This is a genomic window from Pseudomonas putida NBRC 14164, assembly GCF_000412675.1.
Lineage (GTDB): Bacteria > Pseudomonadota > Gammaproteobacteria > Pseudomonadales > Pseudomonadaceae > Aquipseudomonas > Aquipseudomonas putida.
This window is the reverse complement of record NC_021505.1, coordinates 2871033-2885804: the sequence shown is the minus strand read 5'-3', so window position 1 is coordinate 2885804 and position 14772 is coordinate 2871033. Positions and strand designations below refer to the sequence as shown.

At 61.6% G+C, this 14772-nt stretch carries 13 protein-coding genes; 6 read left to right on the top strand and 7 right to left on the bottom strand.

Annotation, left to right across the window (positions count from 1 at the left end; translation table 11 throughout):
* The first annotated feature begins 355 nt into the window (after nt 1–355).
* Both PP4_RS12815 and PP4_RS12810 read left to right on the top strand, forming a co-directional pair.
* Nucleotides 356–1336, top strand: a complete 981-nt coding sequence (locus PP4_RS12815; RefSeq protein ID WP_016499604.1) for a LysR family transcriptional regulator — start codon at nt 356–358, stop codon at nt 1334–1336.
* A gap of 95 nt (nt 1337–1431) precedes the next feature.
* Nucleotides 1432–2316 (top strand): alpha/beta hydrolase, encoded by an 885-nt coding sequence (locus PP4_RS12810; protein ID WP_016499603.1) that lies wholly within the window; start codon nt 1432–1434, stop codon nt 2314–2316.
* Between the two features lie 98 nt (nt 2317–2414).
* Here PP4_RS12810 and PP4_RS12805 read toward each other — a convergent pair whose 3' ends face one another.
* Nucleotides 2415–3146: a hypothetical protein gene (locus PP4_RS12805; protein ID WP_016499602.1), complete on the bottom strand. Its 732-nt coding sequence runs from the start codon at nt 3144–3146 to the stop codon at nt 2415–2417.
* A 102-nt stretch (nt 3147–3248) separates the two neighbouring features.
* Nucleotides 3249–4040, bottom strand: coding sequence for a histidinol-phosphatase (gene hisN, locus PP4_RS12800; RefSeq protein WP_016499601.1), 792 nt, complete (start codon nt 4038–4040; stop codon nt 3249–3251).
* A 169-nt stretch (nt 4041–4209) separates the two neighbouring features.
* On the opposite strand from hisN, the gene PP4_RS12795 reads away from it, so the two are divergent.
* Nucleotides 4210–5100 (top strand): universal stress protein, encoded by an 891-nt coding sequence (locus PP4_RS12795; protein WP_016499600.1) that lies wholly within the window; start codon nt 4210–4212, stop codon nt 5098–5100.
* Nucleotides 5101–5254: 154 nt separating this feature from the next.
* On the opposite strand, the gene PP4_RS12790 is transcribed toward PP4_RS12795, so the two are convergent.
* From PP4_RS12790 to ptrR, 3 genes are all read right to left on the bottom strand, one after another.
* Entirely contained in the window at nt 5255–5776 is a 522-nt protein-coding gene (locus tag PP4_RS12790; protein WP_016499599.1) for an acyloxyacyl hydrolase, read from the bottom strand.
* A gap of 334 nt (nt 5777–6110) precedes the next feature.
* Nucleotides 6111–6554, bottom strand: a complete 444-nt coding sequence (locus PP4_RS12785; RefSeq protein ID WP_016499598.1) for a hypothetical protein — start codon at nt 6552–6554, stop codon at nt 6111–6113.
* Nucleotides 6555–6687: 133 nt separating this feature from the next.
* Entirely contained in the window at nt 6688–7557 is an 870-nt protein-coding gene (ptrR, locus tag PP4_RS12780) for a putrescine utilization regulator PtrR (RefSeq protein ID WP_016499597.1), read from the bottom strand.
* 107 nt (nt 7558–7664) lie between these two features.
* On the opposite strand from ptrR, the gene PP4_RS12775 reads away from it, so the two are divergent.
* Entirely contained in the window at nt 7665–9050 is a 1386-nt protein-coding gene (locus PP4_RS12775) for an aldehyde dehydrogenase family protein (protein ID WP_016499596.1), read from the top strand.
* A 38-nt stretch (nt 9051–9088) separates the two neighbouring features.
* Here the strand turns inward: PP4_RS12775 and PP4_RS12770 are convergent, their stop codons facing one another.
* Nucleotides 9089–10999, bottom strand: a complete 1911-nt coding sequence (locus PP4_RS12770; RefSeq protein WP_016499595.1) for an AAA family ATPase — start codon at nt 10997–10999, stop codon at nt 9089–9091.
* A 170-nt stretch (nt 11000–11169) separates the two neighbouring features.
* Nucleotides 11170–12069, bottom strand: coding sequence for a helix-turn-helix domain-containing protein (locus PP4_RS12765; protein WP_016499594.1), 900 nt, complete (start codon nt 12067–12069; stop codon nt 11170–11172).
* A 183-nt stretch (nt 12070–12252) separates the two neighbouring features.
* Here PP4_RS12765 and PP4_RS12760 point away from each other — a divergent pair, with 183 nt between their 5' ends.
* Together PP4_RS12760 and PP4_RS12755 are read left to right on the top strand one after the other, a co-directional pair.
* Nucleotides 12253–13611 carry a glutamine synthetase family protein gene (locus tag PP4_RS12760; protein WP_016499593.1) on the top strand — a complete coding sequence of 453 codons (1359 nt, stop codon included), beginning with the start codon at nt 12253–12255 and terminating at the stop codon, nt 13609–13611.
* A gap of 66 nt (nt 13612–13677) precedes the next feature.
* Nucleotides 13678–14766, top strand: coding sequence for a polyamine ABC transporter substrate-binding protein (locus tag PP4_RS12755; protein ID WP_016499592.1), 1089 nt, complete (start codon nt 13678–13680; stop codon nt 14764–14766).
* Nucleotides 14767–14772 lie beyond the last annotated feature (6 nt).

The window sequence follows — 14772 nt, the reverse complement described above, 5'->3', positions numbered from 1 at the left end:
CCCTCTTTATTATGCTTATTAACCAATCATTCAACATCGCACTTTCAATAAGGCGGGTAGAGATCAGTGCGAGTACGCTTGGCAGTCCGTTCAAATTCGAACGTGAGTCAAAACCGGCACGCAGAATGTCCTGCTTCAAAAAGTTTTCGACATCGATGTCTCGTATGTCGCGCCGTGGTTTAACGTTAGGCCTTGTACCCAGAGCGGGTCCAACGACATTTGCATGACGCTAACCATTACCTGAAGTTATCAATCGGGCGCCGAGCCCGGCAGCAGAGCCCCTGCGGATTTACCCGCAGGCGCACATCAGGCTAGAGTGACCGTATTGGCTAGACGAAGGACTTCGCGCGCCCCCATGGTCAGACACTCCGAACCCGATCAGACCCTGATCAAGATGCCCTCGCTGCGCGCGGTCAAAGTCTTCGTGGCCGCCGCCAAATACCAGAACTTCACCCGTGCCGCCGAGGCGCTGTGCGTCACCCAGGCCGCAGTCAGCCGCCAGATTCGTGAGCTGGAAACCTACCTGGGCGCCGAACTGTTCAGCCGTGTGGGCCGTGCGGTGGAGTTGACTGTGGCCGGTTCAATCTTCTTCGATGCTGTGCAGTTATCGTTCGTCAACATCTCCCAGGCGGCCGAGCGCATCCGCAGCAACACCAACACCAAGCACGTGGTCACCCTGTGCTGCTCACCGGCATTTGCCGCGCTGTGGCTGGGGCCGCGCATGCCGAAGTTTTTCGACGAAAACCCGGACATCGACATCAACCTGGTGACCACGCAGAACTTTTTGTCGATGGAGCCTGGCGTTCGGCCGGACATCTACATCACCAAACTTGGAAAAGTGCAGGCCGGCTACAGCTCACACCCTCTCAACCACGACGTGATCTACCCGGTTTGCACACCGCAATACCTGGTGCAACACCCTGAAATACGCAACCTGCAAGGGCTGCGGGATGGCACGTTGCTGAACCTCAGCCCCTATGGTCGCTCGCAGGTGGCCGAGCATGTGGACTGGAACGTGTGGCTGGCCTTTCATGACGTCGACCTGAAAAGCCGCGCCAATACCGCGCCGCACTTTTTCAATGCCAACGACTACAACCTGCTGGTGCAGCTGGCATTGGGGAGCCAGGGTGTGGCGCTGGGCTGGCATCACTTGATTGCACCGCTGGTGGCGCAAGGCATGCTGGTGCGGCCGGTGGAACAGGAACTGGTATTGAAAGATACCTTCCACTTCCTGGCATTCAACGAAGACAAGGAACATGACCCCAGCTGCCGGCGGTTACGCGACTGGTTGCTGGACGAGTTTCAGCCGTTGCTGGAAACGCTCCGCACTCGCTGACCTTGGGTCCCCCTGAAACAGCTTGCAACCAGGCCAGCCCGCCGTTGGGCCACTTTTCCTGCATCAGGCTCCGCACTTCTGTTAAAAACGCTTTCATGCCTACCCTCGTCATCACCCACCTGCGCCGCCGTTGGTTCACCTGGCTGTGCGCCGCCACACTGGTCATCGGCTTGCCGTCCAGCTGTGCTGTCTTGCAGCACAAGGAGCGCGAGCTGGTGTTCCGCATCGAGCCCGGCCAGGCCAGCTGGTTCCGTGGGCTGCCCAGCGGTGTGCAGGAACTGGACCTGCGCCCGCGCAGCTTCGCCAGTAACCAGAACCTGCACGCCTGGTGGTGGCCGGCCAAGCGAGCCAACGCGCCGGCCATCCTCTACCTGCACGGTGTACGCTGGAACCTTACCGGCCAAATGTTCCGTATCGAGCAACTGCATGCCATGGGCTATTCGGTGCTTGCGGTGGATTACCGAGGCTTTGGCAAGAGCCGGGGCGACCTGCCTTCCGAAGCCACGGTCTATGAAGATGCACGCATTGCGTGGGAGCGCTTTGCCCAGCTGCAGCCGGATGCCGGCAAGCGCCTGATATTCGGTCATTCGCTGGGCGGCGCGGTGGCGGTGGAACTGGCCAGTGAACTGAGACGTGAAGCGCAGCAAAGCGGTGTTGCGGCGCCGGCCCGCGGGTTGATCCTTGAGTCGACCTTCACCTCCCTGGGCGATGTCGCGGCAGCGGTGGCCAATACCTCCCTCCCGGTGCGCTGGTTGATGTCGCAGAAGTTCGACTCGCTGGACAAGATCGGCAACATCGGCCTGCCAGTGCTGCTGGTGCATGGAACGGATGACCGTCTTGTACCCCCTCGCTTCAGCCAGCAGCTGTTCGACGCAGCCCGGCAGCCCAAGACATTGCTGCTGGTGCCGGGGGCCACCCATAACAACAGCATGAGCCTGGCCGGGCAGCGTTACAGGCAGGCAATACAGGCGCTGCTCTGAACCGTCCAATAGCCCTGGGTGGCTGAAATCCTGGGGCCGCTGCGCGCCCCTTTCGCGACACAAGGCCGCTCCTACAGGGCCTGCACAACGGCTACGGTTCACTGCACCGGCAAAAAATTCATTAGCAACAGGCTTTGCGCGTAATTCAAACCAATCCGCCGATAACGTTCATCCAGCAACTCGGCCAACAGGTCCAGCCGCGCAACGATCTTGCCAAACTCCACGGCAAAACTCAGGTTGCTGCCCTCTTCCGAAATCTCGTTGGAGAACAGCAGCAACACCCCATTGGCGTCCTGCCGCTGGCTGAGCATCCAGGTGGCCTTTTCGATATTGCGCGCCGCATTGTTGATGAACAACGGGTCGATGGTATCGGTCATGTAGAACTCGGTACGCCCGCCGTGCGCGGTAATCAGCATGCTGCCGATGGCGTAGATGAATGCGCCCACCCGATCACCACGAAACTCCGGGCTCAGCGCGTAGCTCAATGCCGCCAGGTCACGGCGGTTGCCCAGTTGCGGCAGTGGCTGACGATGTTCGATAGCCATGCGGATCTGCCGCTCGGCCGTGGCAGCGTCCACATAGCCCGACATCTTCCACTGGTTGGGGTTGCGCAGGTACAGCTTGTTCATCAGCAGGTACAGGCTTTGCAAGTTGTCGCGCATCGATAGCGTGGCCAGGCGGTCGACGCTGGTCTGGAACAACTCACTGGGTTTGCCGTTGCCGAACTGGCTGACAATATCGCGGCCTTGCTCCTGGGTGCAGGCGCACAGGCATGTGAGGGCGCCTGCCAGCAGCAGGCGTGGGAGGAAATTCGGGGAGCTTGCAACCATCGGCACCGGGTCGATATTCGGCGGCCGCACCGGGGGTCAGTGCAGCCTGGCCAAGCATAGAGCCCGGAAATCGTAAAAAGTGCAGTGATCGGGATAGGTGGCTCACATGGCGTGGCGCAACATCTCTACCATCTGCGCATGCAGCGCCGGGTCACCACAGGCCACAACGCACCCGCCATTCTGTGCACTGCTGCCATCCCAGGCAGTGATCACCCCACCCGCCCCTTCGATGATCGGCATCAGTGCCTGTACGTCATACGGCTGCAGGCTCGCTTCGACAATCACGTCGACAAAGCCCGAGGCCAGCATGCAGTAGGCATAGCAATCGCCGCCGTAGCGCATCAGGCGCGCCTTGCCGGCAACGGCCTCGAACGCGGCTTTGCGCTCGGCGGTATCGAACATGTCCGGCGTGGTGCACATCAGCGTGGCCGAAGCAAGGTCCGCACAGGCACGGGTTTTCAGTGGCGTACCGCTGCGCCAGGCACCTTCAGGGGTACCGACAAAGCGTTCACCGGTGAATGGCTGGTTCATCACGCCAACCACAGGGCGCGTGCCATCGTTCAGGGCAATCAACGTGCCCCACAACGGCAGGCCGGTGATGAAGGCCCGGGTACCGTCGATCGGGTCGAGCACCCAGGTCAACGGGCTGCTGCCGACGGCCACGCCCGCCTCTTCACCAAGAATACCGTGGTCCGGGTAGCGGGCCTGGATCAGCGCGCGCATGGCGTCCTCGGCCGCCTTGTCAGCCACGGTCACTGGGTCGTACAGGCGCCCGCCCTTGTCCTCGACATCCAGGCTGGCGCGAAAGTATGGCTTGATCGCCACTGCGGCAGCATCGGCCAACTGCTCGGCGAAAGCGCAAAATTCGCCAATCTGTTCAGCGCTCAGGGACATGGGACAGGCCTCGTGACAATGATGGGGCCCGCATCATACCCGACACATGGCGCTAGCCGCACTCAGGCAGGTGCAGGTGAAAAAAGCCTGATCGGTTTGACCGGGCGCACACGGGTCTAGACTCAACAGAACCAGGTAACCGGGGGGCTGCCACACGTGGAGGTGTGAGATGAGCCAGTTCAAGCGCTTGTTTGTCATGCTCGGCCCGCAGATGCGCCATACGCCAGCGCTGCAACGCGCGGCGGCGCTGGCGGAATCCAGCGGTGCACTGCTGGATATCAACGTTTTCGTCGACGATGTCGACACCTTTGGCTTGATGAGCGATGGCCGCGAGCGTGAGCGGCTGCTCAGTGACAACCGCCAGTGGCTGGCAGATGAGGCTGAACAGTTGGGCAATGCTGGCCTGGACGTGTCTACCGAACTGTTGTTGACTCGCGACCCGCTGGGCAGCGCGCTGGAGCGGGTCGAACGGCAAGGCTGCGATTTGCTGGTCAAGGACGTGCAGCACGAACCGGTGCTCAAACGCCTGCTGGTCACGCCACTGGATTGGCAGTTGCTCAAGGACAGCCCGGTTGCCGTGCATCTGGTCAGCGACATCCGCCTGCCCCTGCCCCGGCAGATTGCCGCGGCAGTAGACCTTAACAGCCACGGTGCTGGCGAGCACCTGGACGAGCAGGTGATCCACAGTGCCCGTGCCCTGGCCCTGCAGTGCAACGCCGAGTTGCACTTGCTGCATGTGTGCGACGCGGCCAAAACCCATATTGCCGACTTCGGTGCCGGTACGGTGACCATGCCCGGCTTCGACGGCAGCGTGCGTACTGCGCAGCGGGCGGCGTTCAACCGGCTGGGTGACCATCACCAGATCCCGCTGGAGCGTCGGCACTTCCTGGAAGGCCCAGCTATCAGGGCCATTGCCGAGTTTGTCGGCCACAGCCGGGCAGATGTGATCGTGATGGGCAGCCATCGGCATGACGCGATGCAGACATACCTGGGCGGGACCACAGCGCATGTGCTGGAACACCCGCTGTGCAATGTGCTGGCGATCAAGGCCGTTCGCTGAGTGTTGGCATGCCTTGGCCGGCCTCTAGGTGGTTTGATCCGCGAGAAGGCTGGCAACGATCCGGCACGTACGCCGACCCGGGAGCACCTCGGACGGTGCAGGCCGGGTTTCGTATACGTACTGAAAGGCTGGGGCCGCACCGCGGCCCTCTGCTTCAGAAACCTTTGCTGTAGAACAGCGAGTAGGACTCAATACCGTCGTTTGGCTGCTTGATTCCCGCATTGGAATAATGCAACGCGCGAATCCCGACTTTCTGCTCACCTGGCAACTTCAGGCCGAAACCGATGCGGTCTTCGAAGTTGACCGCCGACCCCATGCGCTGGTCACCCACGTCGGTCTTGGAAAACGCCGCCAGGCCAATACCGGCCTCGATGTACGGCGTGTAGGTAAAACCGCTGAACTCGTAAGTGAACACCGGGCTGAACGACAGCGAGTGCGCACCACTGGCGTCACCGCCCTCCCAATAGGTGTAGGCAGCATCCCAGTAACCGGTCACATAGCCAGTACTGCTCTCCAGCCACTTCTTGTCCCAATCGAAGGACAAGCCAATACGGTAGGTCATGTCACCTTGGCTGGTGGCGCCAACGGCGCCGGATACCTGCGCAGCCTGGGCCAGGTTGGCCCCTGCAAAGGCCAGCACTGCAGCGGCCAGCGAAGCAGCGAGACGGGTTTTCATCAATGACTTCTCCTGATGGTCTATAGAGCAAGCGGGGGCTTTGGCCCCTCGATTTTTAGAGTGAACCGGTGCATCCAGACCGGTCACACGAAGTAATAGTTTTTTGATTATTGTCCAGATGATCAGAAAGTTGAAAGTGTATTGCCACTATTGGCTAAATCGCTTGCTTAAGATGTGCCTTCTCGTGCTCCGCGCCTCAGTCGTATTCCGCCTCTTCATGTTCGCCCAGCAAGCGCCGCCCTGCTCGTTCAACATCTCCAGCTGAAGATCCAGGCTCATGGCGATGCGCTCCTCTCAGGCAGGAGTACATCCGTACTCCTGCCGTATTTTTTTATCAACGCCAGTTAAGGTTCACGGTCGCGGGGCCCTTGCCGTTCACGGTCACCAGTTGCTGCACCGTCTCACCTTGGGCATTGCCAGTGACCTTGTACTTGCCGGGAGGCAACTGCACATACAGCAGCGGCCCGGCATCCGCGACGCTGAGGACGGGCTGGCCTTGTGCATTCTGAATGTCGACTGTGGCACCACTCTGGAACTTGCCTTCCGGGCCAGTGGAAAGCTCCACGTGCAAGTCATAGCCGGTGGTTTTGCGTAGCGCATTGGCCTCATCCTGGCCAATACCACCTTGCAAATAGCGCACGCCGTTCTGCTCCTGCGGTTGCAACCGCACGGCCTGCATGTCGATGGGGGCATTGAGGTCGGCGGCAGCAGCCAGGGTCCATGGCATGGCCAGGGTGATCAGCAACGCCGCGCCGAGGGCATAGTGATGGTTACGCATGGTATGACCCTCCTTTAGAGGATGGCTTACCTATTATCTGATCCTCCCGGGGTATTGGTGTTCTGGCTGATGCATGGTCGTCATCGTGACATTCGGCACTAACCCATCAATCGAATGTAAATTTAGATACTGATCAAGAGGTTGTACGCCCTTCCTCAAGCAGTTTCACGAACATGCTCAAGCTGCGTGATACAGCGCCCCGCCGCCAGACCAGCCAGGTTTTCAGGTAGCGAAAATCTTCCGACATAGGCCAGGCACTGACTGTGCTGCACCCGGGCATATTGTCGAGCATGCTGCGCGGCATCATGGCCAGGCCTGCGCCAGCGCTGACGCACGCCAACATGCCATGGTACGACTCCATCTCGTGAATCTTGCCCGGCACTGCCTGGTCCTTAACGAACCAGTTCTCGAAGTGATGGCGATACGAGCAGTTGGCACGGAAGGCGTAGATGCTCTCACCGTTCACATCCTGGGCGCGCGTAACTGGCGCATGGTTGAGCGGCGCGATGACCATCATTTCCTCTTCGAACACCGGCATGCCTTCCAGTGTCGGGTGCAGCACCGGGCCGTCGACGAACGCGGCCACCAGCCGGCCAGACAACACGCCTTCGAGCATGGTCCCGGATGGCCCGGTGGACAGGTCAAGGTCTACCTTGGGGTAGCGCTGGTTGTACGCCGCCAGCAAAGCCGGGATGCGCACCGCTGCCGTGCTTTCCAGCGAACCGAGGGCAAAGGTGCCCTGCGGGTCTTCACCGGCGACGGTAAGGCGCGCCTCGTGCACCAGGTCGAGGATGCGCCGGGTGTATTCAAGAAAATTCCAGCCTGCAGGCGACAGGCGCAGGCGGCTTTTCTCGCGAATGAACAGCTCCACGCCCAGGTCTTCTTCCAGTTGCTTGATGCGCGTGGTCAGGTTGGACGGCACCCGATGGATGTGCTGCGCGGCGGCGCTGATGCTGCCCTGCTCTGCCACCGCCTTGAAGATCTCCAGTTGCACCAGGTCCACAGCCTTTCTCCAAACGTGAATGTTTCGCTCATTATTATTCAGTTTTCATTAAAGCCATAGCCCACTAGTCTGGCGTCACTGATTAACAACAACGAGAGTGTCCCGCCATGAGCGCGATCAGCAGCCTGACCCACGCCATCTCCCTCGACCCGTACAGCGGCGAGCAGATCGGCGCCTACCCGTTCGACACCGACGCCGCACTGGAAGCGGCGCTGCAACGTGCCAAGGTTGGCTACGGCCAGTGGCGCCAAGTGTCGCTGGGTCAGCGCAGCGAGTACCTGCTCGCCTTGGCCAGCACCCTCGAAGCCAAGGCCGAAGCCTTTGCCCAGATGATCAGCCGCGAAATCGGCAAGCCGATTGCCCAGGCCCGTGGCGAAGTCAGCAAGTGCGTCGGCCTGTGCCGCTGGTATGCCGAACACGGCCCGGCCATGCTTGCCGCTGAGCCGACCCAGGTTGAAAAAGCCCGTATCGAATACCGCCCGCTCGGCCCGATCCTGGCCGTGATGCCGTGGAACTTCCCGGTCTGGCAGGTACTGCGCGGCGCCGTGCCGGCGATCCTGGCAGGCAATACCTACGTGCTCAAGCACGCGCCGAACGTGATGGGCAGCGCCTACCTGCTGGGCGAGCTGTTCAAGGATGCCGGCCTGCCGGATGGCGTGTTCGAAGTGCTGAACGTGACCCCGGATGGCGTCACCCGCGCCATCAACGACCCGCGTATCGCCGCCGTGACCCTGACCGGCAGCGTGCGTGCCGGCATGGCGATTGGTGCCCAGGCCGGTGCGGCACTGAAGAAGTGTGTACTGGAGCTCGGTGGCTCCGACCCGTTCATCGTGCTGGCCGACGCCGACCTGGATGCAGCCGTCAAGGCCGCAGTCATTGGCCGTTACCAGAACACCGGCCAGGTCTGCGCAGCGGCCAAGCGCCTGATCGTGGAAGACAGCATTGTCGAGGAGTTCACGCGCAAGTTCGTTGAAGCAACCCGCGAGCTGAAAGTCGGCAACCCACTGGAAGACGACACCTACATCGGCCCGATGGCCCGTTACGACCTGCGCGACGAGCTGGACGGCCAGGTTCAGGCGACCCTCGCCGAAGGCGCCACCCTGCTGCTGGGCGGCAACAAGGTCGAAGGCGTGGCCAACTTCTATGCGCCGACCGTGTTCGCCAACGTCACCCCGCAAATGACCGCATTCAAGCAGGAGTTGTTCGGGCCAGTGGCTGCGATCATCACTGCGCGTGATGCCGACCATGCGGTGGAATTGGCCAACGACAGCGATTTCGGCCTGGCCGCGACCATCTACACCGCCGACTATGCGCTGGCCGAGCGCATGACTGCGGCACTGGATACCGGTGGCGTGTTCATCAACGGCTACTGCGCTTCCGACCCCCGTGTGGCGTTTGGTGGCGTGAAGAAGAGCGGGTTCGGGCGTGAGCTGTCGCACTTTGGTGTGCGCGAGTTCACCAATGCCCAGACGGTGTGGCTGGACCGTAACTGATTCAAAACTTCTGGGGCTGCTTTGCGGCCCCAGATGCCTCAATCCCGAACCAGGTCCTTGACCCAGTCCAGCATCCCCCCCGGCACGATCAGTTCATGCCGCGCCCGCGAACAGGCGGTATACAGCCCCGCCAGCATCCGCGCCCGCTCATTGCGGTTGCCCGCCACCTGCGGCGCCACCATCAGCTCCGGCGACACCATCACCCGGGCGAACTCCATGTTTTTCACATCCCGCACCCGCCCCAGGAACAACTTGGGCGCCTTGTCCCAGCGGTAACGGCTCTTGGCTTTGGCAAAATGCTCCGGCGTATAGCCTTTGCGCAGCATGTTGGCCACGGCAACAAACGCCTTGTCATCGCCCTTGTCCTGCTCCAGCGCCTGCCAACTGGCGTAGCGGAACAACATCGGGTGACGCGGTCGAGTGCCAAAGCGGTATAGCTCGATGCAGTCCTCCACGAACAGCTCGAAGTCCTTGCGCGCGCTTTTCAGCAATACGAACGGCACACTTTGGTGCGTCAGGCGCTGGAACCAGCCAAACAGCCCCCATTCATCATCGACGATCAGCGCCGTGGGCTGTTCCGGCACGGTTACCGTATCGAAGAAACTGACCCGCGTGTAATGCTCGGCGCTGCCACTGAAGGCTGCCTGGATCGCCGCCGGGTGCGCCTGGATCAGCGGGTTGAGCACATTGTCCATCGCCGGCCCGGCACGCAGGGAATGGTCGATGTAGCGTTGGCGGATGAAGCTGCCATGGTGCGGGCTGAGGCCGTTGAGGTTCTGCAACTCGTCGCCCAGCGCAATGATCGACTGCGGGCTGCGGTCCAGCACGGCAAGCATCGGTGCCGACAGCTCGTGAGCCTCGTCGACGATCACGTGGGTGTAGCGGCTATCGATCACATAACCGGTCAACGACAGCAACTTGACCCGGTGGTAGTCGCGCACCGGCAGCTGGACTTCCCGCGCGGACGGGCGAATCAGCTCTTGCCAATACAGGCGGGCCTTTTCCAGCAGTACCTCCTGATCCAGCGGCGAAGTACCCGGCCCGGCCCAGGGCAAATGGTGCAGCTGAAGCTGGGTATCGGCACTGTGGCAGAAGGTCCGCACGGCACGGACGCACAAGGCAACCACATCGCGCGCGGCGAGCGGGCCGATGTCAGGGATGGCCAGCCAGCGTACAACCTGCTCATTCTGCGGGCGCCATGACAATTTGGTGCGATACGGGTCGCGCAGACGCCAGCCGTTGTTGGTGAGGTCGCGGTTGAGCAGCTCGTCAGCCAACTGACCGAAAGTCAGCGCGGTGTAGGCGGCAGCGTCCTTTACCCGCGCCTGCAAGGCGCGCAACTGGCTTTCGGTCAAAGCCAGAAGCAACGTGCGCTGTGGTTCCAGCAGGCGGGCGAACTGGTGAATCAGGAAGGTCTTGCCAGTGCCAGCAAAGCCCTGCACCGCCACTGACTCGTCGATACCACTGAGAAACTCGCGCAGCAGGCGGTTCTGCTGGTCGCTGAGCATCAGATCACTGGCCAGCGACGGCAGGTACACCGGATGCAGCGGTGTGGCCCGCTGGCGGTAGGTGTCGGCGAACTGGAAATTCCACTGGCCTTCGGTATCCAACAGTTCGTCAAGCGTGTACTGCACCTCGGCGGACAGCAGAGCAATGCCGTTTTCGCCCAGCATGCCCAGGCCCATGGCAAAGGCTTCACGATCGAAGTGCTGCGCTACCTGGCCTTGAAAGCGACCAGGCGCCGCGCTTTCAACTTCGTTGGCGATGCGTACGATTTCGGCGAAACGGCGCTCTTGGGCGTCGGCCGAGGCGGTGGCGGGCTGGCGCGGCAGGTTTTGCGCGAACAACACTGCGGCGGCTTCGAGGACGCTGGCAGTGGTGAAAAAGTCGGTTTTTGGTTCGCTGGCGAGGCGGTCGGCCTGGTCGCAGGGCAAAGGCAGGTAGAACATCGGCACCTCGGTTTGGATCAGGGCGGCACGATAGCAACTTTCGGCGTGAGATGCTGAGTTCAGTGCTGGCTGGGCTGCCTCCTGGCGGGCGCGCCCGCTTCCACAGGATCGCCTCAGGTCCCTGTGGGAGCGGGCAAGCCCGCGAAGAGGCCAGCAGCTTTTTCGCTACCTTAGCCCCTGCTCCGCTTCAAGGTTTCGCTCGGAAACTCCTTGAACAATTGCCGGTAACTCTCTGAAAACCTTCCTAAATGCCAGAATGACCAGCGCATCGCGACCTCGGCCACGGTCGCCCTGCCATCGCGTAACAGATCGCGACGCGCGCCATTCAGCCGGCGCAAGCGCAGCCACTGGGCAGGCGGCATGCCGGTAAATGCCTTGAACGCCTGCTGCAACTGGCGCAACGAGACCCCGGCAACATCTGCCAGCTCCACCAGGTTCAACGTCTCTTCTGGGCAGTCCGCCGCCCACTCGCTGACCCGGCGCATGATCGCCCGCTCTTCGTCGCGCCGCCCCAAGGCTATGCCCTGCAGGCGCTGGCTGGCGTTATCGAGAATGAACAGGCAATCCTCCAGCAGTTGTTCCGCCAGGGCTTGCCCCTGCAATGGGCAGTCGGCCTGCCCGAGGCGGGTCAGCGTGGCACTCAGCCAGCTGCCAAACAATGCGTTCTGCCCACTGCCCAGCGGCACCATGAACAACCCTTCGAGGCGTTGCGGGTCCAGCCCATGGCGGGCCAGGAAGGCTTGGTCGAACACCACTGCCACTTCCTGGTAGTTCTCCGGGGTGATCCAGATGTTGCGGCTTTGCTCGTTCAGCAGGTACAGGCTGTTTTCGCTGCGGTCGAAGCAGAACGCCAGTGAACCGCTCGGCGCACGGAAAAACTGTTCCACGCGGGTGTTCAAGCGCTCCTCGTACACCTCCACGCCATCCATCCCCAGCCAGCGCAGCTCACCGCTGAAATGCCCCGGCGACATCTGCCGGTACTGCTGCTGCCAGCCGGGGGTAGCGCGCACTTGCTCGGAAACGTCGGTGGTATGGAAGGCCTGGACTTGCAGCGCATTGGGCGTTGTCACGCGAGATCCTAGTTGCACTCTTTTGGTGCATTTCTTGCCGAAGAAAATGGATAGATCGGCCCGGGGGGCTGCGACCAAGATAGTCTCCAGTGCGTCACCTGGGAAGTACAACGCCTTGTTCGCCTTGCCATGGCTTTCGCGAGCAGCATTGCTCCCACACTAAAACCCAACCAAGAGGTCTGTATGAACGCCCCCTTCGATCAGCTGTACACCTGGCTGAAAGAACACCGCATCACCGAAGTCGAATGCGTGATCAGCGACCTGACCGGCATCGCCCGCGGCAAGATCGCGCCCACCGCCAAGTTCCTCCACGAGCGTGGCATGCGCCTGCCCGAAAGCGTGCTGCTGCAGACGGTCACCGGCGACTACGTTGACGATGACATCTACTACAACCTGCTCGATGCCGCCGACATCGACATGGTCTGCCGGCCCGACCCCTCCGCCGTTTACCAGATCCCGTGGGCGATCGAGCCCACCGCGATCGTGATCCACGACACCTTCGACAAGCAAGGCAACCCCATCGAACTGTCGCCGCGCAACGTGCTGAAGAAAGTGCTCAAGCTCTACGCCGACAAGGGCTGGCAGCCGATCGTCGCGCCTGAGATGGAGTTCTACCTCACCAAGCGCTGTGAAGACCCGGACTTGCCATTGCAGGTGCCGCTGGGGCGTTCTGGCCGTGCGGAAAGCGGTCGCCAGTCGTTCTCGATCGATGCCGCCAACGAATTCGACCCGCTGTTCGAGGATGTCTACGACTGGTGCGAGATCCAGGGCCTGGACCTGGATACGCTGATCCACGAAGACGGCCCGGCGCAGATGGAGATCAACTTCCGCCACGGCGACGCGCTGGACCTGGCCGACCAGATCACCGTATTCAAGCGCACCATGCGCGAAGCTGCACTCAAGCACAACGTGGCCGCCACCTTCATGGCCAAGCCGATCACCGACGAGCCGGGCAGTGCCATGCACCTGCACCAGAGCGTGGTCGACATCGCCACCGGCAAGCCAATTTTCGCCAATGAAGATGGCAGCATGAGCCAGCTGTTCCTGCACCACATCGGCGGTTTGCAGAAGTACATCCCCAAGCTGCTGCCGATGTTCGCGCCCAACGTCAACTCGTTCCGCCGCTTCCTGCCAGATACCTCGGCACCGGTGAACGTTGAGTGGGGTGAAGAAAACCGCACCGCCGGGCTGCGCGTGCCTACCTCCAGCCCAGAGGCAATGCGGGTGGAAAACCGCCTGCCGGGCGCCGATGCCAACCCCTACCTGGCCATCGCTGCCAGCCTGCTGTGCGGCTACCTGGGCATGGTCGAGCAGCTTGACCCAAGTGCACCCGTACAAGGCCGTGCCTACGAGCGGCGCAACCTGCGCCTGCCGATCACCATCGAAGACGCCCTGCAGCACATGGAAGACTGCGAGACCGTACAGCAGTACCTGGGCAAGCAATTCGTCCAGGGCTATGTGGCGGTCAAGCGTGCCGAGCACGAGAACTACAAGCGGGTCATCAGCTCCTGGGAGCGTGAGTTCCTGATGATGAGCGTCTGACCCACCCCGGGGCGCTTTGCGCCCCCGTACACCGAACTCGAAGAACAAAACCAACGAGGTGTCCCCATGCGTCATCTGCAAGCCCTGATCCCCGCTGCGTTCACCCTGCTGTTCGCCACCACCACCCAGGCCACGCCCTCGGTCAGTGTGTACAACTGGACCGACTACATCGGCGACACCACCCTGGCTGACTTCCAGGCCAGCAGCGGGATCAAGGTGGTCTATGACGTGTTTGACTCCAACGAAACCCTCGAAGGCAAGCTACTGGCCGGGCGCACCGGCTACGACGTGGTGGTGCCGTCCAACCACTTCCTCGCCCGCCAGGCCCAGGCTGGCGCCTTCCTGCCGCTGGACCGCAGCAAGCTGCCGAACTGGCAACACCTGGACCCCAAGCTGCTCAAGCAGCTTGAACAGAACGACCCTGGCAACCAGTACGCGGTGCCCTACCTGTGGGGCACCAACGGCATCGGCTACAACGTCGACAAGGTCAAGGCGGCATTGGGCGTCGACCATATCGACTCGTGGGCGGTGCTGTTCGAGCCCGAAAACCTGAAAAAGCTCAAGCAGTGCGGCGTGGCCTTCATGGACTCGCCCGACGAATTGTTCCCGGCAATACTCAACTACCTGGGCATGGACCCGCGCAGCGAAAAGCCGGCGGACTACGCCAAGGCTGAAGCACGCCTGCTCGAATTGCGCCCCTACATCACGTACTTCCATTCATCCAAATACGTGTCCGACCTGGCCAATGGCGACGTCTGCGTGGCCTTCGGCTACTCCGGTGACGTGTTCCAGGCCGCCAACCGCGCTGTTGAAGCGAAGAACGGCGTAAAAGTCGCCTACAGCATTCCCAAGGAAGGCAGCAACCTGTGGTTCGACCTGCTGGCCATCCCCAAGGACGCCAGCAACCCCGACCAGGCCCTGGCCTTCATCAATTACCTGCTCGACCCGAAAGTGATCGCCAAAGTCAGTGCCACGGTCGGCTATGCCAACGCCAACCCGGACGCCAAGGCCTACATGGATGCGTCGCTGGTGCACAACCCCGAGATCTACCCACCCCAGGACGTGCTGGACAAGCTGTACATCTCCAGCACCCCGAGCCCGAAGATCATGCGTGTCATGACCCGCTCCTGGAGCAAGATCAAGTCCAACCGCTGAGCCGAG